General features: G+C 64.4%; 16 protein-coding genes and 1 pseudogene. 14 read left to right on the top strand and 3 right to left on the bottom strand.

The window, feature by feature from the left end:
* Positions 1 to 2 precede the first annotated feature (2 nt).
* The 3 genes from CKW37_RS11500 (at position 3) to CKW37_RS11510 (ending at position 4209) form a co-directional block, all read left to right on the top strand.
* Entirely contained in the window at positions 3 to 2453 is a 2451-nt protein-coding gene (locus CKW37_RS11500) for a glycogen/starch/alpha-glucan phosphorylase (RefSeq protein WP_095155810.1), read from the top strand.
* 141 nt (positions 2454 to 2594) lie between these two features.
* Positions 2595 to 3605 (top strand): class 1 fructose-bisphosphatase, encoded by a 1011-nt coding sequence (locus tag CKW37_RS11505; RefSeq protein ID WP_095155811.1) that lies wholly within the window; start codon positions 2595 to 2597, stop codon positions 3603 to 3605.
* Positions 3606 to 3612: 7 nt separating this feature from the next.
* Positions 3613 to 4209: a DUF924 family protein gene (locus CKW37_RS11510; RefSeq protein WP_095155812.1), complete on the top strand. Its 597-nt coding sequence runs from the start codon at positions 3613 to 3615 to the stop codon at positions 4207 to 4209.
* A 154-nt stretch (positions 4210 to 4363) separates the two neighbouring features.
* On the opposite strand, the gene CKW37_RS33600 is transcribed toward CKW37_RS11510, so the two are convergent.
* On the bottom strand, positions 4364 to 5194 hold the full coding sequence (locus CKW37_RS33600; protein ID WP_371864284.1) for a methyl-accepting chemotaxis protein: 831 nt from the start codon (positions 5192 to 5194) through the stop codon (positions 4364 to 4366).
* Positions 5195 to 5218: 24 nt separating this feature from the next.
* A pseudogene (locus tag CKW37_RS33605) lies at positions 5219 to 6355 on the bottom strand (cache domain-containing protein); the annotation flags it as partial.
* 125 nt (positions 6356 to 6480) lie between these two features.
* Here CKW37_RS33605 and bamE point away from each other — a divergent pair.
* Complete coding sequence (gene bamE / locus CKW37_RS11520; protein WP_095155814.1) at positions 6481 to 6735, top strand: outer membrane protein assembly factor BamE; 255 nt, start codon at positions 6481 to 6483, stop codon at positions 6733 to 6735.
* Positions 6732 to 7307 (top strand): lipocalin family protein, encoded by a 576-nt coding sequence (locus CKW37_RS11525; RefSeq protein ID WP_095155815.1) that lies wholly within the window; start codon positions 6732 to 6734, stop codon positions 7305 to 7307. The genes bamE and CKW37_RS11525 overlap by 4 nt, the downstream gene beginning before the upstream one ends.
* 46 nt (positions 7308 to 7353) lie before the next feature.
* Here the strand turns inward: CKW37_RS11525 and CKW37_RS11530 are convergent, their stop codons facing one another.
* Positions 7354 to 8718, bottom strand: a complete 1365-nt coding sequence (locus CKW37_RS11530; protein ID WP_095155816.1) for a formimidoylglutamate deiminase — start codon at positions 8716 to 8718, stop codon at positions 7354 to 7356.
* A gap of 143 nt (positions 8719 to 8861) precedes the next feature.
* Between CKW37_RS11530 and hutC the strand changes: the two genes are divergently transcribed.
* The 9 genes from hutC to hutI all read left to right on the top strand — a co-directional run bounded on the left by hutC (position 8862) and on the right by hutI (position 19259).
* Positions 8862 to 9572, top strand: a complete 711-nt coding sequence (gene hutC, locus CKW37_RS11535; protein WP_177431605.1) for a histidine utilization repressor — start codon at positions 8862 to 8864, stop codon at positions 9570 to 9572.
* Positions 9569 to 10147 (top strand): HutD family protein, encoded by a 579-nt coding sequence (locus tag CKW37_RS11540; protein ID WP_095155818.1) that lies wholly within the window; start codon positions 9569 to 9571, stop codon positions 10145 to 10147. The genes hutC and CKW37_RS11540 overlap by 4 nt, the downstream gene beginning before the upstream one ends.
* Before the next feature lie 321 nt (positions 10148 to 10468).
* Complete coding sequence (gene hutU, locus CKW37_RS11545; protein ID WP_095155819.1) at positions 10469 to 12148, top strand: urocanate hydratase; 1680 nt, start codon at positions 10469 to 10471, stop codon at positions 12146 to 12148.
* A 125-nt stretch (positions 12149 to 12273) separates the two neighbouring features.
* On the top strand, positions 12274 to 13242 hold the full coding sequence (locus CKW37_RS11550) for an ABC transporter substrate-binding protein (RefSeq protein ID WP_095155820.1): 969 nt from the start codon (positions 12274 to 12276) through the stop codon (positions 13240 to 13242).
* A 30-nt stretch (positions 13243 to 13272) separates the two neighbouring features.
* Positions 13273 to 14124 carry a proline/glycine betaine ABC transporter permease gene (locus CKW37_RS11555; protein ID WP_095155821.1) on the top strand — a complete coding sequence of 284 codons (852 nt, stop codon included), beginning with the start codon at positions 13273 to 13275 and terminating at the stop codon, positions 14122 to 14124.
* Positions 14121 to 14951 carry a glycine betaine/L-proline ABC transporter ATP-binding protein gene (locus CKW37_RS11560; protein ID WP_095155822.1) on the top strand — a complete coding sequence of 277 codons (831 nt, stop codon included), beginning with the start codon at positions 14121 to 14123 and terminating at the stop codon, positions 14949 to 14951. Before CKW37_RS11555 ends, CKW37_RS11560 begins: the two co-directional genes overlap by 4 nt.
* An 8-nt stretch (positions 14952 to 14959) precedes the next feature.
* Positions 14960 to 16483 (top strand): histidine ammonia-lyase, encoded by a 1524-nt coding sequence (hutH, locus tag CKW37_RS11565; RefSeq protein WP_095155823.1) that lies wholly within the window; start codon positions 14960 to 14962, stop codon positions 16481 to 16483.
* Positions 16484 to 16504: 21 nt separating this feature from the next.
* Positions 16505 to 18040, top strand: a complete 1536-nt coding sequence (hutH, locus tag CKW37_RS11570; protein ID WP_095155824.1) for a histidine ammonia-lyase — start codon at positions 16505 to 16507, stop codon at positions 18038 to 18040.
* Positions 18041 to 18053: 13 nt separating this feature from the next.
* Positions 18054 to 19259 carry an imidazolonepropionase gene (hutI, locus tag CKW37_RS11575; protein WP_095155825.1) on the top strand — a complete coding sequence of 402 codons (1206 nt, stop codon included), beginning with the start codon at positions 18054 to 18056 and terminating at the stop codon, positions 19257 to 19259.
* Positions 19260 to 19262 lie beyond the last annotated feature (3 nt).

Consider the following 19262-nt stretch of genomic DNA (forward strand, 5'->3'; position numbering starts at 1 on the left):
GCATGTCTCAGGAAACAAACAATCGTGACGCAGAGGTGGCCGCTTTTCGCACCGCTGTGCTGGACAAACTGACCTATGCGGTCGGCAAGGACCCCGAACACGCCTTCGACCACGACTGGTTCGAAGCCATCGCCCTGGCCGCCAGGGACCACATGGTCGATCACTGGATGGACCACACCCGGCAGATCTACCGCAAGAGCCAGAAGCGGGTCTATTACCTCTCCCTTGAATTCCTGATCGGCCGTCTGCTCTACGACAGCCTGAGCAACCTCGGCCTGTTGGACGTCGCCCGCGAGGCGCTGGAAGGCCTCGACGTCGACCTGGAGCGCATCCGCCTGCTGGAGCCGGATGCGGCGCTGGGCAACGGCGGCCTGGGCCGGCTGGCGGCGTGCTTCATGGAAAGCATGTCGACCCTCGGCATCGCCGCCCACGGCTACGGCATCCGCTACGAGCACGGCCTGTTTCGTCAGGCGGTGGTCGATGGCTGGCAGCAGGAGCAGACCGAGAACTGGCTGGATTTCGGTAACCCATGGGAGTTCGAGCGGGCCGAGGTGATCTACCCGATCAGCTTCGGCGGCCGGGTCGAAACCGTGCATAGCGGCGACGGCGAGCCGCGTCAGGTCTGGTGGCCGGCGGAAACGGTACGCGCGGTGGCGTATGACACGCCGGTGGTGGGCTGGCGCGGTTCCAGCGTCAACACCCTGCGCCTGTGGCGTGCGCGGGCGCTGGAGGAGCTGCACCTGGAACGCTTCAACGCCGGCGACCACCTCGGCGCCGTGGCTGAAGTCGCCCGGGCCGAGAGCATCTCCCGCGTGCTGTACCCGGCCGACAGCACCGAGGCCGGCCAGGAACTGCGCCTGCGCCAGGAATACTTCTTCGTTTCGGCCTCGCTGCAAGACCTGCTGCGCCGCCACCTGAACATGCACGACACCCTGCTCAACCTGCCCGAACAGGCGGCCATCCAGCTCAATGACACTCACCCTTCGATTGCCGTGGCCGAACTGATGCGGCTGCTGGTCGACCAGCACGAAGTGCCGTGGGATACCGCCTGGAAAGTGACCGTGGACACCCTGGCCTACACCAACCACACCTTGCTGCCGGAGGCTCTGGAAACCTGGCCCGTGGGCCTGATGGAACGCATGCTGCCGCGGCACATGCAGATCATCTACCTGATCAACGCCTTCCATATCGACGCGCTGCGGGCCAAAGGCATCCACGATTTCGACGTGCTGCGCGCGGTATCGCTGATCGAGGAAGACAACGGCCGCCGGGTACGCATGGGTAACCTGGCGTTCCTCGGTTCCCACAGCATCAACGGCGTGTCGGCGCTGCACACCAAGCTGATGCGCAGCACGGTGTTCGCCGAGCTGCACAAGCTCTACCCGGACCGCATCAACAACAAGACCAACGGCATCACCTTCCGCCGTTGGCTGTACCAGGCCAACCCGCGGCTCACTGGCATGCTGGTGGATGCCCTGGGCAAGGAGCTGCTGGACGACCCGGAAACCTTGCTGCGCGGGCTGGAACCGTTCGCCGACAAACCGGCGTTCCGCAAGAAATTCGCCGAGCAGCGCCTGCACAGCAAGCGCGTGCTGGCGAGCCTGATCCAGGAGCGGGTGGGGATTACCGTCAACCCGGAAGCGATGTTCGATGTGCAGGTCAAGCGCATCCATGAATACAAGCGCCAGTTGCTCAACCTGATGCACACCGTGGCCCTGTACCAGGCGATCCGCGCCGAGCCCGGCACCGACTGGGTGCCGCGGGTGAAGATCTTCGCCGGCAAGGCGGCCGCCAGTTATCACCAGGCCAAGTTGATCATCAAGCTGGCCAACGACATCGCCAAGGTGGTCAACAACGACCCGACCGTGCGCGGCCTGCTCAAGGTGGTGTTCCTGCCCAACTACAACGTCAGCCTGGCGGAAAGCATCATCCCGGCGGCGGACCTCTCCGAGCAGATTTCCACTGCCGGCTACGAGGCGTCCGGCACCAGCAACATGAAGTTCGGCCTCAACGGCGCGCTGACCATCGGCACCCTCGACGGCGCCAACGTGGAAATGTGCGAGCAGGTGGGCGCCGACCACATGTTCATCTTCGGTCTTACCGCCCAGCAGGTGGAGGCGCGCAAGCGCAGTGGCGATTTCGGCGCCGGGGCTGCGCTGGGTGCTTCGCACCGGCTCAACGATGTGCTGCAGGCGATCCGTGGCGGGGTGTTCTCGCCGGACGATCCGGCGCGTTATGTCGGGCTGGTGGACTCGCTGGTGACCTACGACCGCTTCCTGCTCTGCGCCGATTTCGACGCCTACTGGGAAGCCCAGCGGCGGGTCGACGAGCTCTGGCACGAGCCCAATCGCTGGTGGCGCTCGGCGGTGCTCAATACCGCGCGGATGGGCTGGTTCTCCTCGGACCGGACAATCCGCGAATACGCCCGTGAAATCTGGACCGCGCTGGAGTGACCCGCGCCAACCCGGCGGACGGCATGAACTCGCGGGCCGATGTGCCGTCTGATCGGGCAAGCATGTCCTGGTGCTCGCCCGCGCTTCACTCTCCCTGTAAACTGCGTGGGTTTTTCTCTCCCCATTCCTTCGGAGCTATACATGTCCCGCGTTACCCTGAGTCGCTATCTGATTGAGCAGACCCGTAGCAACAGCACCCCTGCCGATCTGCGCTTCCTCATCGAAGTGGTGGCGCGCGCATGCAAGGAAATCAGCCACAACGTGTCCAAAGGCGCCCTGGGCGGCGTGTTGGGCAGCATGGGCACTGAAAACGTGCAGGGCGAAGTCCAGAAGAAACTGGACGTGATTTCCAACGACATCCTGCTTGAAGCCAACGAATGGGGCGGCCACCTGGCCGGCATGGCGTCCGAAGAAATGGACAATGCCTACCAGATCCCCGGCAAATACCCGAAAGGTGCCTACCTGCTGGTCTTCGACCCGCTGGACGGCTCGTCGAACATCGACGTCAACGTTTCCGTCGGCACCATCTTCTCGGTACTGCGTTGCCCGAACGAGTACCTGAGCCAGAACGAAAGCCTGAACGAAAAGGCCTTCCTGCAGCCAGGCACTGAGCAGGTCGCCGCCGGCTACGCGATCTACGGTCCGCAGACCATGCTGATCCTGACCCTGGGCAACGGCGTCAAAGGCTTCACCCTGGACCGTGAGCTGGGCAGCTTCGTCCTGACCCACGAGAACATCAAGGTTCCGGAAACCACCGCCGAATTCGCCATCAACATGTCCAACCAGCGCCACTGGGAAGCCCCGGTCAAGCGCTACGTCGGTGAGCTGCTGGACGGTGAGACCGGCCCGCTGAAGAAAAACTACAACATGCGCTGGATCGCCTCGATGGTTGCCGACGTGCACCGCATCCTGACCCGCGGCGGCCTGTTCATGTACCCGCGCGATGCTCGCGAGCCTTCCAAGCCGGGCAAACTGCGCCTGATGTACGAAGCCAACCCGATGTCCTTCATCATCGAACAGGCCGGCGGTGCTTCCACCGACGGCAAACAGCGCATCCTCGACATCCAGCCGGAGAGCCTGCACCAGCGCGTGGCGGTGTTCCTCGGTTCGAAAGAGGAAGTCGAGCGCGTTACCGGTTATCACCAGGAGTAAACAGGTCATGCTCGCACCTTGGCAGCCGTTGCTGGAGTGGTGGTTCGGTTGGGGCACCAGCCCGCAGGCCGTGGCTGACGAGAAGAGCACGCTGTGGTTCGGCAGGCAGCACGATGCCGAGGCGCAAGAGCGCTTCGGCGACCTGGTCGAGCAGGCGTTGGCCGGCGGTCTGGACGAGTGGCTGCAAAGCCCGCAGGGCTGGCTTGGCCTGGTCCTGTTGCTGGACCAGTTGCCGCGCATGATCCACCGCGACACGCCGCGCGCCTTCGATGGCGACCGGCGTGCCCAGGTGCTGGTGATGCAGGGTCTGGACCGCGCCTGGGACTATCAACTGCTGCCGATCCAGCGGGTGTTCATCCTGCTGGTGCTGGAGCATGCCGAAGTACTCGACTGGCAGAACATCAGCGTCGAGCGCTACCGGGCCTTGCTCTCGGGCCAGCCGGCCGAGCATCAGCGGTTGTTCGAAGGTTTCCTCGACTATGCCGAGCAGCACCAGCGGGTGATTGCCCGGTTCGGGCGCTTCCCGCACCGCAACCCGCTGCTGGGGCGGCCGAGTACCAGTGAGGAAATGGATTTTCTGCTGGAGCCTGGGTCCAGGTTCTGATCTGAATCCTGATGCCAGTCAGTTAGGCCAGTTGGGGCCTTCGCGACGGTTCGGCGCCCCGACAAGCTCGTTCCTACAGAATCGACACTGAACCTGTAGGAGCGAGCTTGTCGGGGCGCCGAACCGTCGCGAAGGGATTACCCCGAAGCCCGCCTTAAATCCTGAAACTCCCCACCAGATGCTTCAACCGCTCGACCTGCTGCTCAAGGTCGTTACAGGCACGCAACGTCGCCTGCAGGTTTTCAACCCCTTCCTGATTCAGCGTATTGATCTCGGTGATGTCGACATTGATCGACTCCACCACGGCGGTCTGTTCCTCGGTGGCGGTGGCGACCGACTGGTTCATGCCGTCGATTTCGCCGATGCGCTGGGTCACGCTGCCCAGCCGTTCGCCGGCCCGGTTGGCGATGCCGACGCTGTGCTGGCTGTGGCTCTGGCTCTCGGTCATGGTGCTCACCGCCACCTGCGCGCCGGCCTGCAGTTCTTCGATGATGCGTTGCACCTGCTGCGCCGAGTCCTGGGTGCGGTGGGCCAGATTGCGCACTTCGTCGGCAACCACCGCAAAACCACGCCCGGCCTCGCCCGCGCGCGCCGCCTCGATGGCGGCGTTCAGAGCGAGCAGGTTGGTCTGCTGGGAAATGCCGGCGATCACTTCGAGGATCTGGCCGATGTTCACCGTGTTGGCGTTCAGCGTCTCGATGTTGCCGCATGAATCGCTGATCCGCGCCGACAACTGGTTCATCACGTCGATGGTCTGGTTGACCACCTGCTGGCCGTCCTCCGCCAGGCTGCGCGCTTCGCTGGAGTGCTGCGAGGCGAGGGCGGCGTTCTGGGCGATTTCCTGGGCAGCGGCGCCCAGTTCGTTGATCGCTGCGGCAACGCTGTTGGTGCGGCTGGACTGCTGGTCGGCGTTGTGGATCGAGGCATTGGACGCGCTGACGACCCGCAGGGCGACTTCGTTGACCTGGCCGGTGGCCGAGGACACTTCGCGAATCGATTCGTGAATCCGCTCGACGAAGCGGTTGAACGACTGGCCCAGCGTGCCGAATTCGTCGTGGGCATGAATGCTCAGGCGCTTGGTCAGGTCGCCCTTGCCCTCGGCGATGTCGTGCATGGCCCGGCCCATCACGTGCAGCGGCTCCATCAGCACGCGGATCAGCAGGCCGAGCAGGCCGATGATGATCAGTACCGCGGCGATGGTCGCCACCACGGCGGTGCTGCGCAGTTCACTGAGCATGGCGAACGCCGCGTCCTGGTCGAGGACCAGCGCGACATACCAGTCCGCCGACGGCACGCCGTCGATGTGGGTGAAGCTGATGAATTGCCTGCGGCCGTCGATCTCGACTTCCTTCAGGCCTTTGCCGATGACCGGCGCGCCCTGTGGATAAGCTTCGCCGAGGGCCTTCAGGGCCAGCTCGTTCTTTGGATGGATCAGGATCTTGCCGTCGCCGTTGACGATGAAGGCGTGGCCGTGGCCGTCGAAATTCAGCGAGTTGATGATGGCGCTGATGGTGTCCAGCGCGGTGTCGGCGCCGGCCACACCGATGGGCTTGCCGGCCTGTTGCACCGGCGTGGCGATGGTCACCACCAGTTTGCCCATGGAGGCGGAAACATAGGGCTCGGTGATCACGGTCTGGCCGGCGCTGCTGGCGCTCTTGTACCAGCCGCGCACGCGCGGGTCGTAGTCGGCCGGGCGGTTGCCGACCGGTACTGATTGCATGCTGCCGTCCTGGCCGCCGAAATAGGTGAGGGCGAAGTTGCTGGCGTACACCGGCAGCGCCAGGCTGCGGCTCAGCGCGTCCTTGCCTGGTCCGTCGACGGCCACTTGCTGGGCAAAAGAGTTGAGCAACTGGATGCGGCTGTCCAGCCAGGTGCGGATGTTGCCCGCGGTGAGGCTGCCCAGTTCCTGCATCGAGGCTTCGGTGCTGGCGCGCAGCGATTGGCGCTGGCGGTAGTCGTTGAACAGGACGAAGCAGGTGAAGGCCACCACGACCACGAGGGCGGCGGCCAACAGGATCTTGTGGCTGAATTTCAGGTTTTTAGTCATCGCAAGGTCACGGCAATCTACGAAGGGGGCGCGGCGATCCGCCGCAGCGTCTGTTGTGTCGTCAGGTGTAGGAAAAAGATTAATCGGTTCCGCAATCATTCGACCAATGGCAAAGGATTACGCTGATCTGAAAGCCGGGCGCTTCGGGAACCGGAACGGGGTTTTTCCTTCTAAGCTCTCGACAGGCTGTAGTCCTGTCGCCTTTATTTTCAGGAGCACCCTTCATGTCGTTGCGTTCCCTCGCCTTGTTGTCCTTGTGCGTGTTGCTGGCTGCGTGCAGCAAACTCAACCAGGAAAACTATTCCAAACTCAAAACCGGTATGGACAAGGCCCAGGTCGAAGCCCTGCTGGGGAGTCCAACCGAGTGTTCCGGCGCGTTGGGTGTTTCCAGTTGTACCTGGGGTGATGAAAAGACCTTCATCAGTGTCCAGTACGCAGGTGACAAAGTGTTGATGTACGCGGGGCAGGGTCTGAAATGAAACACGTCTATCCACTGCTGGCCTTGTGCGCGGCACTGACGTTGGGCGGTTGCGCCACGTCCGCGGCGGACGGCCCGCTGCCGCCGAAGACCGTGGGGCAGGTCGACCTCAAGCGTTACCAGGGCAAATGGTTCGAACTGGCGCGCTTGCCGATGTATTTCCAGCGTGATTGCGCCCAGTCCGAGGCGCACTACAACCTGCGCGCGGACGGCAGTGTCGGGGTGCTCAATCGTTGCCTGACCCTGCAAGGCGAGTGGCAGGAAGCCAGCGGCAGCGCCACACCGCAAGTGCCGGGCAAGACCGACAAGCTCTGGGTGGAATTCGACAACTGGTTCTCGCGGCTGCTGCCGGGCGTGACGAAAGGTGATTACTGGGTGCTGTACATCGGCGACGACTACCAGACCGCGCTGGTCGGCAATCCGGACCGCAAATACCTGTGGCTGCTGTCGCGCAAACCGACCGTGACGGCGGTGGAGCGGGAGAGCCTGCTGGCCAAGGCGCGGCAGCAGGGGTATGACACGACGCGGCTGATCTGGCGGGTGTCGGATCGGGATATGGCGCGTAAGCCTTGATCGATCTTCAGGGCCTCATCGCTTGTCAGCGATGAGGCCCTGAAATTCAACCCAGCAATTCCCTCAATACCCCGGCAAACGCCCGCGCACTGTCTTCCTGTCCGTCATGCCGGCCTTCGCGCACCACCCAGGCCCCGTTGACCATCACATCCCGCACCTGGCGATCCCCGCCAGCGAACAGCCAGCGGTTGAGGATGTTGTCGTCACTGGCCGTCGCCAGATACGGGTCCAGCCCATCCAGCACGATCCAGTCCGCCCGCTTGCCCACCGCCAGTTCACCCACCGGCTGCCCCAGCGCCTGGGCGCCACCGCTCAGTGCCGCGTCGAACAGCGTGCGTCCGACCATCGGCTGGTTGGTGCCGTACAAGCGGTTGCGCCGCTGGTCGCGCAGGCGTTGGCCGTATTCCAGCCAGCGCAGTTCTTCCACCACGCTCAGTGACACATGGCTGTCGGAACCGATGCCCAGGCGTCCGCCTTCGGCGAGGAAATCCACCGCCGGGAAGATACCGTCACCAAGGTTGGCTTCGGTGGTCAGGCACAGGCCGGCCACCGCGCCGCTGCGGGCCATGAGGCTGACTTCGTCGGCCTCGGCATGGGTGGCGTGGACCAGGCACCAGCGCTGATCGACCTCGACGTTTTCATACAGCCACTGCAACGGCCGGCGTCCGCTCCAGGCCAGGCAGTCGTCGACTTCTTTCTTTTGTTCGGCGATATGGATGTGCACCGGGCAGGCGCTATCGCTGGCCGCCATGACCGTGGCGATCTGCTCCGGCGTCACCGCGCGTAGTGAGTGGAAGCACAGACCCAGCGTTTGCGCGGGCTGGGCGGCCAGCAGCGGTTTCAGCCGGGATTGCAGGTCGAGGTACTGCTCGGTGCTGTTGATGAACCGCCGCTGACCCTCGTTGGGCGCCTGCCCGCCGAAGCCCGAGTGGCTGTAGAGAACTGGCAGCAGGGTCAGGCCGATACCGCTCTGCCGGGCCGCCGCGCTGATGCGTCGGGACAGCTCGGTCGGATCGGCGTAGACGTTGCCGTGCGGATCATGGTGGACGTAATGGAATTCGGCGACCGAGGTGTAGCCGGCCTTGAGCATCTCGATGTAGAGCTGGCGGGCGATGATTTCGAGCTGCTCGGGGCTGATCTTTCCTACCAGGCGGTACATCAGTTCGCGCCAGGTCCAGAAACTGTCGTTGGGATTGCCCGCCACTTCGGCGAGGCCGGCCATGGCGCGCTGGAAGGCGTGGGAGTGCAGGTTGGGCATCCCCGGCAGCAGCGGTCCGCCGAGCTTTTCGGCGCCGTCGGCCTCGGCATTGGCCTGCACCCGGGTCAGCAGACCGTCGGCGCCGACCTCGATTCGGACGTTTTCAGCCCAGCCACTGGGCAACAGAGCGCGTTCGGCAAAGAAGACGGACATCGACACGACACCTCGTTTTGTTTATTTGTATATACATATACAGACGTTTGCCTGCTGGGTAAACTCCGGCAAGCTACCGTTCATTCAATAGAACAAGGACTTTTCCTGTGCCGAAACCTCCTGTCTCCACGCTGGTTGCCCAGATGGGCGAGGGGCCGGCGCCGCTGTATGCCCGGGTCAAACAAATGATCGTCCAGCAGATCGAGAACGGCACCTGGCCGCCGCACCACCGGGTGCCGTCGGAGAGCGAGCTGGTCAGTGAGCTGGGCTTCAGTCGCATGACCATCAACCGTGCCCTGCGCGAACTCACCGCCGAAGGGCTGCTGGTGCGCATGCAGGGCGTCGGGACCTTCGTGGCTGAACCCAAGACCCGTTCGGCGCTGTTCGATGTGAACAACATCGCCGACGAAATCGCCGCCCGCGATCACCAGCACACCTGCCGGGTGGTGACCCTGACCGAAGAGGCCGCCGGCTCCGAGCGCGCCCTGGCGCTGGACATGCGCGAAGGCCAGCGGGTGTTCCATTCGCTGATCGTGCATTACGAAAACGGCGTGCCGGTGCAGATCGAAGACCGTTACGTCAACGCGCAGATCGCGCCCGACTACCTCCAGCAGGATTTCACCCGGCAGACGCCCTACGCCTATCTCTCCCAGGTCGCGCCGCTGACCGAGGGCGAGCATGTGGTCGAGGCGATCCTCGCCGAGCCTGACGAGTGCAAGCTGCTGCAGATCGAACAAGGCGAGCCTTGCCTGCTGATTCGCCGCCGCACCTGGTCCGGTCGCCAACCGGTGACCGCCGCCCGCCTGATCCACCCCGGTTCCCGCCATCGTCTCGAAGGACGCTTCAGCAAATGACTGAGTTGACCCTGCTACGTGCCGCCGATTACCCGCGCATGCCCTGGAAGAACGGCGGTGGCAGCACCGAAGAAATCACCCGCGATGCCGGCGAAGGCCTGGACGGTTTCGGCTGGCGCCTGTCGATTGCCGATATCGAGGAGTCCGGTGGATTCTCCAGTTTTGCCGGTTACCAGCGGATCATCAGCGTGTTGCAGGGCGACGGCATGGTCCTGCAGGTGGATGGCCAGCAGAGCCGCGCATTGCTGCCGTTCGATGCCTATGTGTTCAGCGGCGAGAGCCAGGTCAGTTGCCGCCTGCTGGGCGGTCCGATCCGTGACTTCAACCTGATCTACGCGCCGCAGCGTTACCGTGCGCGCCTGCAGTGGTTCAGCGGCTACAGCCGGGTATTCAGCTCCGCCAGCACGGTGTTGCTGTTCAGTGCCCAGGCCGCGCTGGACGTCGGCGTCAGCGGCCATCCGTTGCAGACACTCGGTCTTTACGACTGCCTTTACCTGCACGACAACACGCAATTGCGCGAGCTGGATATCACCGGTCGTTGCTGCCTGATCGAACTCATCCCTGTTTCCGTGTAACGCACCACGCCCGCACATTCTGTTACCGAATGCCCCAAGGTGGCGCAATGCCGCCTTGGTCCTCGCACCGCCTTCCGCTGTCCTCCCACCTTCTTTGCAAGATTTCTGCGCCTTGATCCACAAGGGTTTGAAGCCCCTGGGGGATTTTTTTCATCAAGCGTTTTGCGGACTTGGCAATTCAATTGCATATGCTTGTATGTACAAGTAAAGATGTGTGCGTATGAGTGGATAGGCCATCCCCTCCACGCTGTTCGTAAAACGGTTATCACCGCTGGCCCACTGCCTGGGTTGGGATTGGATAGATGCTCGAGGAGCCCTTTCGTGACTGACAACAACCTGAACAAATTCCGTGATGTCGAAATCCGTGCACCCCGCGGCAACAAGCTGACCGCCAAAAGCTGGCTGACCGAAGCGCCGCTGCGCATGTTGATGAACAACCTCGACCCGGAAGTGGCGGAGAACCCGAAGGAACTGGTGGTATACGGCGGTATCGGCCGTGCCGCGCGCAACTGGGCGTGCTACGACAAGATCGTCGAGAGCCTGACCAACCTGAATGACGACGAAACCCTGCTGGTGCAATCGGGCAAGCCGGTCGGCGTGTTCAAGACCCACGCCAATGCGCCGCGTGTACTGATCGCCAACTCCAACCTGGTGCCGCACTGGGCCACGTGGGAACACTTCAACGAACTGGATGCCAAGGGCTTGGCGATGTACGGCCAGATGACCGCCGGTAGCTGGATCTACATCGGCAGCCAGGGCATCGTCCAGGGCACCTACGAAACCTTCGTCGAAGCCGGTCGCCAACACTACAACGGCAGCCTCAAAGGCAAGTGGGTGCTGACCGCCGGCCTCGGCGGCATGGGCGGCGCCCAGCCACTGGCCGCGACCCTGGCCGGCGCCTGCTCGCTGAACATCGAATGCCAGCAGAGCCGCATCGACTTCCGCCTGAGCAGCCGCTACGTCGACGAACAGGCCAACGACCTCGATGACGCCCTGGCGCGCATCGCCAAGTACACCGCCGAAGGCAAGGCCATCTCCATCGCGCTGCTGGGTAACGCTGCCGAAATCCTCCCGGAACTGGTCAAGCGCGGCGTGCGCCCGGACATGGTCACCGACCAGACCAGCGCCCACGACCCGCTCAACGGCTACCTGCCCGCCGGCTGGAGCTGGGACGAATACCGCGACCGCGCCAAGACCGAGCCGGCCGCAGTGGTCAAGGCCGCCAAGCAATCCATGGCCGTGCACGTCCAGGCCATGCTCGACTTCCAGAAGCAAGGTATCCCGACCTTCGACTACGGCAACAACATCCGCCAGATGGCCAAGGAAGAGGGCGTCGCCAATGCCTTCGACTTCCCGGGCTTCGTGCCGGCCTACATCCGTCCGCTGTTCTGCCGTGGCATCGGGCCGTTCCGCTGGGCCGCGCTGTCGGGCAACGCCGAAGACATCTACAAGACCGACGCCAAGGTCAAGGAACTGATCCCGGACGACGCCCACCTGCACAACTGGCTGGACATGGCGCGCGAGCGCATCAGCTTCCAGGGTCTGCCGGCGCGTATCTGCTGGGTTGGCCTGGGCCTGCGCGCCAAGCTTGGCCTGGCGTTCAACGAAATGGTCCGTCGCGGCGAGCTGTCCGCGCCTATCGTTATCGGTCGCGACCACCTGGACTCCGGCTCGGTATCGAGCCCGAACCGTGAAACCGAGTCGATGAAAGACGGCTCCGACGCCGTGTCCGACTGGCCGCTGCTCAACGCCCTGCTGAACACCGCCAGCGGCGCGACCTGGGTTTCGCTGCACCACGGTGGTGGCGTGGGTATGGGCTTCTCGCAGCACTCGGGCATGGTGATCGTCTGCGACGGCACCGACGAGGCCGCCGAGCGTATCGCCCGCGTACTGACCAACGACCCGGGCACCGGCGTGATGCGTCATGCCGATGCCGGTTATGACATTGCTATCGAGTGTGCCAAAGAGCAGGGCCTGAACCTGCCGATGATCACCGGCTGATCCGCGTCGCGGGGGCCTCTACCGGTGGCCCCCGCCGCGGCGTTTCATGGAAGGGACGACCGGACGCCTGGCTGAAAGGCCGCTGAACTGCCGATATCCACTTTCCTGTTTGGGAGCGTCATGCAATGAAAACCAACAAGACCCTGCTTGCGTCGCTGTGTGCCCTTGGCCTGTTGAGTCTCTCGGGGGGCAGCCAGGCCGCGGGCTGGTGCGAATCCGGCAAACCGGTGAAGTTCGCCGGGCTGAACTGGGAAAGCGGCATGCTGCTGACCGACGTCATGCAGTTCGTGCTGAAAAACGGCTACGGCTGCGAAACCGACAGCCTGCCGGGTAACTCCATCACCATGGAAAACGCCCTGGGCACCAACGATATCCAGGTATTCGCCGAGGAGTGGGTGGGTCGCAGCGAGGTCTGGAAGAAGGCCGAGACCGCCGGCAAGGTAGTCGGTGTCGGCGCGCCGGTGGTGGGTGCGGTGGAAGGCTGGTACGTGCCGCGCTATGTGATCGAGGGTGATGCCAAGCGCAAGCTCGACGCCAAGGCGCCCAACCTCAAGGCCATCGCCGACCTGGGCCAGTACGCGTCGGTCTTCAAGGACCCGGAAGAACCCGGCAAAGGCCGCTTCTACAATTGCCCGGCGGGCTGGACCTGCGAGCTGGACAACAGCGAAATGCTCAAGGACTACGGCCTCGAGTCGAGCTACACCAATTTCCGTCCGGGCACCGGCCCGGCCCTGGATGCGGCGGTGCTGTCGAGCTACAAGCGTGGCGAGCCGATCCTCTTCTATTACTGGACGCCAACCCCGCTGATGGGCCAGGTGGACCTGGTAAAGCTGGACGAGAAACCCGGCGTCGACAAGACCGTGACCATCAAGGTCGGCCTATCCAAGGCGTTCCACGAGCAGGCGCCGGAACTGGTCGCCGTGCTGGAAAAGGTCAACCTGCCGATCGACCTGCTGAACCAGAATCTGGCGCGCATGACCAAAGAGCGGATCGAGTCGCCGAAGCTGGCGAAAGCCTTCCTCAAGGAACATCCTGAAATCTGGCATGCGTGGGTCAGCGAAGAGGCGGCGAAGAAAATCGACGCAGCGCTCTGAGCTACTCCTTCTACCTGACGAGTGAACCCTATGTTCCCCGAAAACTTTACCTTCTCCATCGCCGACTGGGTCAACGGCTGGGTCGATGCGCTGGTGACCAACTACGGTGATGTGTTCCGGCAGATCTCCGACACCCTGCTCTGGGCCATCGTCAACCTCGAAGGCCTGCTGCGCGCCACGCCGTGGTGGCTGATGCTGGCGATCGTCGGCGCCATTGCCTGGCACGCGACCCGGCGCATCCTGCCAACCGTGGTGATCGTCGGCCTGCTGTTCCTGGTGGGGGCGGTGGGGCTCTGGGACAAACTGATGCAGACCCTGGCGCTGATGCTGGTGGCGACGCTGATCTCGGTGCTGATCGGCATCCCGCTGGGGATCCTGTCAGCCCGCAGCAATCGCCTGCGCGCGGTGCTGATGCCGCTGCTGGACATCATGCAGACCATGCCCAGCTTCGTGTACCTGATCCCGGTGCTGATGCTGTTCGGCCTGGGCAAGGTGCCGGCGATCTTCGCCACGGTGATCTACGCCGCGCCGCCGCTGATCCGCCTGACCGACCTGGGGATTCGCCAGGTCGACGGTGAAGTCATGGAAGCGATCAACGCCTTCGGTGCCAACCGCTGGCAGCAACTGTTCGGCGTGCAACTGCCGCTGGCCCTGCCGAGCATCATGGCCGGGATCAACCAGACCACCATGATGGCCCTGTCGATGGTGGTGATCGCCTCGATGATCGGCGCCCGTGGCCTGGGCGAAGACGTGCTGGTGGGCATCCAGACCCTGAACGTCGGCCGCGGCCTGGAAGCGGGCCTGGCAATCGTGATTCTCGCGGTGGTGATCGACCGTATTACCCAGGCCTACGGCCGGGCGCGGCATGAGGTGAGCAAATGAGTACCCAGGCGATGAACAAGATCGAAGTGAAGAACGTCTTCAAGATCTTCGGCCAGCGTGCCGACGAAGCGCTGCAACTGATCCGCGAGTCCCACAGCAAGGAACAGGTACTGTCGAAAACCGGTTGCGTGGTGGGGGTCAATGACCTGTCGCTGTCCATCGGCGCTGGCGAAATCTTCGTCATCATGGGCCTGTCCGGTTCCGGCAAATCGACCCTTGTGCGCCACTTCAACCGCCTGATCGACCCCACCAGCGGGGCGATCCTGGTGGATGGCGAAGACATCATGCAGTACGACATGGAAGCCCTGCGCCAGTTTCGCCGGCGCAAGATCAGCATGGTCTTCCAGAGCTTCGGCCTGCTGCCGCACAAGACCGTGCTCGACAACGTCGCCTACGGCTTGAAGGTTCGCGGCGAAAGCAAGCAACTGTGCGCCGAGCGCGCCCAGCACTGGATCACCACCGTGGGCCTGAAAGGCTACGAGAAATCCTGGCCGCACCAACTTTCCGGCGGCATGCGCCAGCGTGTCGGCCTGGCCCGCGCCCTCGCGGCGGACACCGACATCATCCTCATGGACGAAGCGTTCAGCGCCCTCGACCCGCTGATCCGCGCCGAAATGCAGGACCAGCTCCTGGAGCTGCAAAAGACCCTGCACAAGACCATCGTGTTCATCACCCATGACCTCGATGAAGCCGTGCGCATCGGCAACCGCATCGCGATCCTCAAGGACGGCCGCCTGATCCAGGTCGGCACGCCGCGAGAAATCCTCCACAACCCGGCGGACGAGTACGTCGACCGTTTCGTCCAGCGCCGCGCCGCCACCGTATGAGGGCTGACATGCAGCAACCTGAGAATGTCGTGATCGCCGACGCGCCGCTGCGTTGGCAGGACATCGTCGCCGTGGCCCGCCACGGCGCCGTCCTCTCGCTGTCCGACAGCGCCTGGGCGCGGATCGAGAATGCCCAGGGCATCGTCCGGCGCATCGTCGCAAGCGGCGAGCGCGCCTATGGCGTCAACACCGGCCTCGGCGCGCTGTGCAACGTTGCGCTGCAAGGCGAGCAACTGAGCCGGCTGTCGAGCAACACCCTGCTCAGTCATGCCTGTGGCGTCGGCCCGGTACTGCCGGACGAACAGACCCGGGCGATCATCTGCGCCGCCATCACCAACTACAGCCACGGCAAGTCCGGCATCCAGCGGCCGGTGGTCGAAGCACTGCTGGCGCTGCTGGAACGCGGCATCACCCCGCAAGTGCCGTCCCAGGGGTCGGTGGGCTACCTGACCCACATGGCCCATGTCGGCATCTGCCTGCTGGGCGTAGGCAAGGTCAGCTATCGCGGGCGTATCGTCGAGGCCGCCGAGGCGTTGGCCGAGGAAGGACTGAAACCCGTGGTGCTCGGTGCCAAGGACGGTCTGTGCCTGGTCAACGGCACGCCGTGCATGACCGGCCTGAGCTGCCTGGCGCTGGCCGATGCCACGCACCTGCTGCAATGGGCCGACGTCATCTCGGCCATGAGCTTCGAAGCCCTGCGCGGGCAGATCGCCGCGTTCGACGCCGAAATCATCGCGCTCAAGCCGCACCCTGGCATGCAGCAGGTCGGCAGCAACCTGCGAGCCTTGCTCGAGGGCAGCGAAGTGATCGCCAGCAGCAAGGGCATCCGCACCCAGGACGCCCTGAGCATCCGCTCGATTCCGCAGGTCCACGGCGCCGCCCGCGACCAGTTGGCCCACGCGGCGAAGCAGATCGAGACCGAGCTCAATTCCGCCACTGACAACCCGTTGCTGCTCGGCACGCCGGACAACTTCCGGGTCATGTCCCAGGCCAACCCGCACGGCCAGTCCGTGGCCATGGCCGCCGACCTGCTGGCGGTGGCGATCGCCGAAACCGGCTCGATCGCCGAGCGTCGCCTGGACCGTCTGGTCAACCCGCACGTCAGCGGTTTGCCGGCGTTTCTGGTCGCAGAGCCCGGGGTCAACTCCGGGATGATGATCGTGCAGTACGTCGCCGCCTCGCTGTGCGCGGAGAACCGCCAGTTGGCGCAACCGGCGGTGCTCGACAACTACGTCACCTCGGGCCTGCAGGAAGATCATCTGAGCCTCGGCACCAGTGCCGCGCTCAAGCTGCACCGCGCCTTGGAAAACTGCACGCAGATCCTCGCCATCGAGTACCTGCTGGCGGGCCAGGCCTTCGAATTTCTCAAGGAGCAGCGCTTCGGCGCCGGCACCGGACGCGCCTGGCAGTTGCTGCGCGAACAGGTTCCGGCCTATCAGCAGGACCGTTGGCTGGCACCGGATATCGCCAGCGCGGCCGCGCTGCTCAAACAGCCGCAGTTGCCGCAGCGCGTGCTGCCGGCGCTGCTCTGAACCACGACAAGGAGCCAGAACATGAACGTCTTCAACTTGAATCCCGGCCAGGTCAGCCTCGCCGAATTGCGTGGTATCTACAAAACCCCGGTGCGCCTGAGCCTTGCCGCCAGCGCCGGCGCGCAGATCGACTCCAGCGTTGCCTGCGTCGAGCAGATCCTCGCCGAGAACCGCACCGCCTACGGCATCAACACCGGCTTCGGCCTGCTGGCCTCGACCCGTATCGCCACCCACGATCTGGAAAACCTGCAGCGCTCGCTGGTGTTGTCCCATGCCGCCGGCATCGGCCAGCCGCTGGATGACGCCATGGTGCGGTTGATCATGGTGCTCAAGATCAACAGCCTCAGCCGTGGTTTCTCCGGCATTCGCCGCACCGTGATCGACGCGCTGATCGCCCTGGTCAACGCCGAGGTGTATCCGCATATCCCGCTCAAGGGCTCGGTCGGCGCGTCCGGCGACCTCGCGCCGCTGGCGCATATGTCGCTGGTGCTGCTGGGCGAGGGCAAGGCCCGCTACAAGGGCGAGTGGCTGTCGGCCGTGGACGCGCTGGCGGTTGCGGGCCTGAAGCCGCTGACGCTGGCGGCCAAAGAAGGGCTGGCGCTGCTCAATGGCACCCAGGCCTCGACGGCTTACGCGCTGCGCGGCCTGTTCGAAGCCGAAGACCTGTTCGCCGCGGCCATCGCCTGTGGCGGCCTGACCGTCGAAGCGGTGCTGGGCTCCCGTTCGCCGTTCGATGCGCGCATCCATGCCGCACGCGGCCAGCGCGGCCAGATCGACGCGGCCGCCTGCTACCGCGACCTGCTGACCGACGGCACCGAGGTTTCCGCTTCCCACGAAAACTGCGGCAAGGTCCAGGACCCGTACTCCCTGCGTTGCCAGCCCCAGGTCATGGGCGCCTGCCTGACCCAACTGCGCCAGGCCGCCGAAGTGCTCGCGGTGGAAGCCAACGCCGTTTCCGATAACCCGTTGGTATTCGCCGAACAGGGTGACGTGATTTCCGGCGGCAACTTCCACGCCGAACCCGTGGCCATGGCCGCCGACAACATGGCCCTGGCGATTGCCGAGATCGGCTCGCTGAGCGAGCGGCGCATCTCGCTGATGATGGACAAGCACATGTCGCAACTGCCGCCTTTCCTGGTGGAGAACGGCGGGGTCAACTCCGGCTTCATGATCGCCCAGGTCACTGCGGCGGCGCTGGCCAGCGAAAACAAGGCGCTGTCCCATCCGCACAGCGTGGACAGCCTGCCCACCTCGGCGAACCAGGAAGACCACGTCTCGATGGCCCCGGCTGCTGGCAAACGTCTGTGGGAAATGGCCGAAAACACTCGCGGCGTCCTCGCCATCGAATGGCTGGGCGCCTGCCAGGGCCTGGACCTGCGCACCGGCCTGAAGACCTCGGCCAAGCTGGAAGCAGCCCGCAAGACTCTTCGTGAGCGCGTTCCGCACTACGACAAGGACCGCTTCTTCGCCCCCGACATCGAGATTGCCGTGGAACTGCTCGCCGAAGGCCGGCTGACCGGTCTGCTGCCTGTCGGCATCCTGCCGAGCCTGACCTGACGGAGACTTGTGGATGAAGACCCTCTGGCACAACTGCCATGTGGCACGCATGGCCCAAGGCGTCTACTCGGTCATCGACGACGCGGCCATCATCACCGCCGGCGGACGCATCGAGTGGATCGGCCCGCGTCAGGCGCTGTCGGATCCGGGCATCGAGCAGCGGGTGGACCTGGGCGGTGCCTGGGTCACCCCGGGCCTGATCGACTGCCACACCCACGCCGTGTTCGGTGGCAACCGCAGCGGTGAGTTCGAGCAACGCCTGCAAGGTGTCAGCTATGCCGAAATCGCCGCCCAGGGCGGAGGCATCGCCAGCACCGTGCGCGCGACCCGCGCGGCCAGCGAGGATGAGCTGTACAGCAGCGCTCTGCGCCGGGTGCGGGCATTGATGCGCGATGGCGTGACCACGCTGGAAATCAAGTCCGGCTACGGCCTGGACCTGGACAGCGAGCGCAAGCTGCTCAAGGTCATCCGGCGCCTTGGCGAAAGCCTGCCGCTGACCGTGCGCGCCACTTGCCTCGCCGCCCACGCTTTACCGCCGGAATATGCCGGGCGCAGTGATGACTACATCGAGCACATCTGCGAAGTGATGCTTCCGGCGCTGGCCGCCGAGGGGCTGGTGGATGCGGTGGACGCTTTCTGCGAGTACCTGGCGTTTTCCCCGGCGCAGGTCGAGCGGGTGTTCATCAAGGCGCAGGCGCTGGGGCTGCCGGTGAAGCTGCATGCCGAGCAGTTGTCGTCCCTGGCCGGTTCCAGCCTGGCGGCGCGTTATCAGGCGCTGTCGGCGGATCACCTGGAATTCATGACCGAAGACGACGCCATCGCCATGGCCGCCGCTGGCACCGTCGCGGTGCTGCTGCCCGGTGCTTTCTATTTCCTGCGGGAAACCCAACTGCCGCCGATGGACGCCCTGCGCAAGCACGGCGTGAAGATCGCCATCGCCAGCGACCTCAACCCCGGCACCTCGCCGGCGTTGTCGTTGCGGCTGATGTTGAACATGGCCTGCACCCTGTTCCGCATGACCCCGGAAGAAGCGCTCGCGGGCGTCACCCAGCACGCCGCCACGGCGCTGGGCCTGGGCGACAGCCACGGCTCGCTGGAGGTCGGCAAGGTCGCCGACTTCGTTGCGTGGGATATCGAGCGGCCAGCCGACCTCTGCTACTGGCTGGGCGGTGATCTGGACAAGCGCGTGGTACGCCACGGCGTTGAACTGACTGACTGAGGC

The sequence above is a fragment of the Pseudomonas sp. Irchel 3E13 genome (assembly GCF_900187455.1).
Classification (GTDB): Bacteria; Pseudomonadota; Gammaproteobacteria; order Pseudomonadales; family Pseudomonadaceae; genus Aquipseudomonas.

What these genes read in the sequence shown, in the direction of transcription:
- CKW37_RS11500 (WP_095155810.1), top strand. Translation starts at nt 3, where the DNA reads ATGTCTCAGGAAACAAACAATCGTGACGCAGAGGTGGCCGCTTTTCGC.
- CKW37_RS11505 (WP_095155811.1), top strand. Translation starts at nt 2,595, where the DNA reads ATGTCCCGCGTTACCCTGAGTCGCTATCTGATTGAGCAGACCCGTAGC.
- CKW37_RS11510 (WP_095155812.1), top strand. Translation starts at nt 3,613, where the DNA reads ATGCTCGCACCTTGGCAGCCGTTGCTGGAGTGGTGGTTCGGTTGGGGC.
- bamE (WP_095155814.1), top strand. Translation starts at nt 6,481, where the DNA reads ATGTCGTTGCGTTCCCTCGCCTTGTTGTCCTTGTGCGTGTTGCTGGCT.
- CKW37_RS11525 (WP_095155815.1), top strand. Translation starts at nt 6,732, where the DNA reads ATGAAACACGTCTATCCACTGCTGGCCTTGTGCGCGGCACTGACGTTG.
- CKW37_RS11530 (WP_095155816.1), bottom strand. Translation starts at nt 8,718, where the DNA reads ATGTCCGTCTTCTTTGCCGAACGCGCTCTGTTGCCCAGTGGCTGGGCT.
- hutC (WP_177431605.1), top strand. Translation starts at nt 8,862, where the DNA reads ATGGGCGAGGGGCCGGCGCCGCTGTATGCCCGGGTCAAACAAATGATC.
- CKW37_RS11540 (WP_095155818.1), top strand. Translation starts at nt 9,569, where the DNA reads ATGACTGAGTTGACCCTGCTACGTGCCGCCGATTACCCGCGCATGCCC.
- CKW37_RS11550 (WP_095155820.1), top strand. Translation starts at nt 12,274, where the DNA reads ATGAAAACCAACAAGACCCTGCTTGCGTCGCTGTGTGCCCTTGGCCTG.
- CKW37_RS11555 (WP_095155821.1), top strand. Translation starts at nt 13,273, where the DNA reads ATGTTCCCCGAAAACTTTACCTTCTCCATCGCCGACTGGGTCAACGGC.
- CKW37_RS11560 (WP_095155822.1), top strand. Translation starts at nt 14,121, where the DNA reads ATGAGTACCCAGGCGATGAACAAGATCGAAGTGAAGAACGTCTTCAAG.
- hutH (WP_095155823.1), top strand. Translation starts at nt 14,960, where the DNA reads ATGCAGCAACCTGAGAATGTCGTGATCGCCGACGCGCCGCTGCGTTGG.
- hutH (WP_095155824.1), top strand. Translation starts at nt 16,505, where the DNA reads ATGAACGTCTTCAACTTGAATCCCGGCCAGGTCAGCCTCGCCGAATTG.
- hutI (WP_095155825.1), top strand. Translation starts at nt 18,054, where the DNA reads ATGAAGACCCTCTGGCACAACTGCCATGTGGCACGCATGGCCCAAGGC.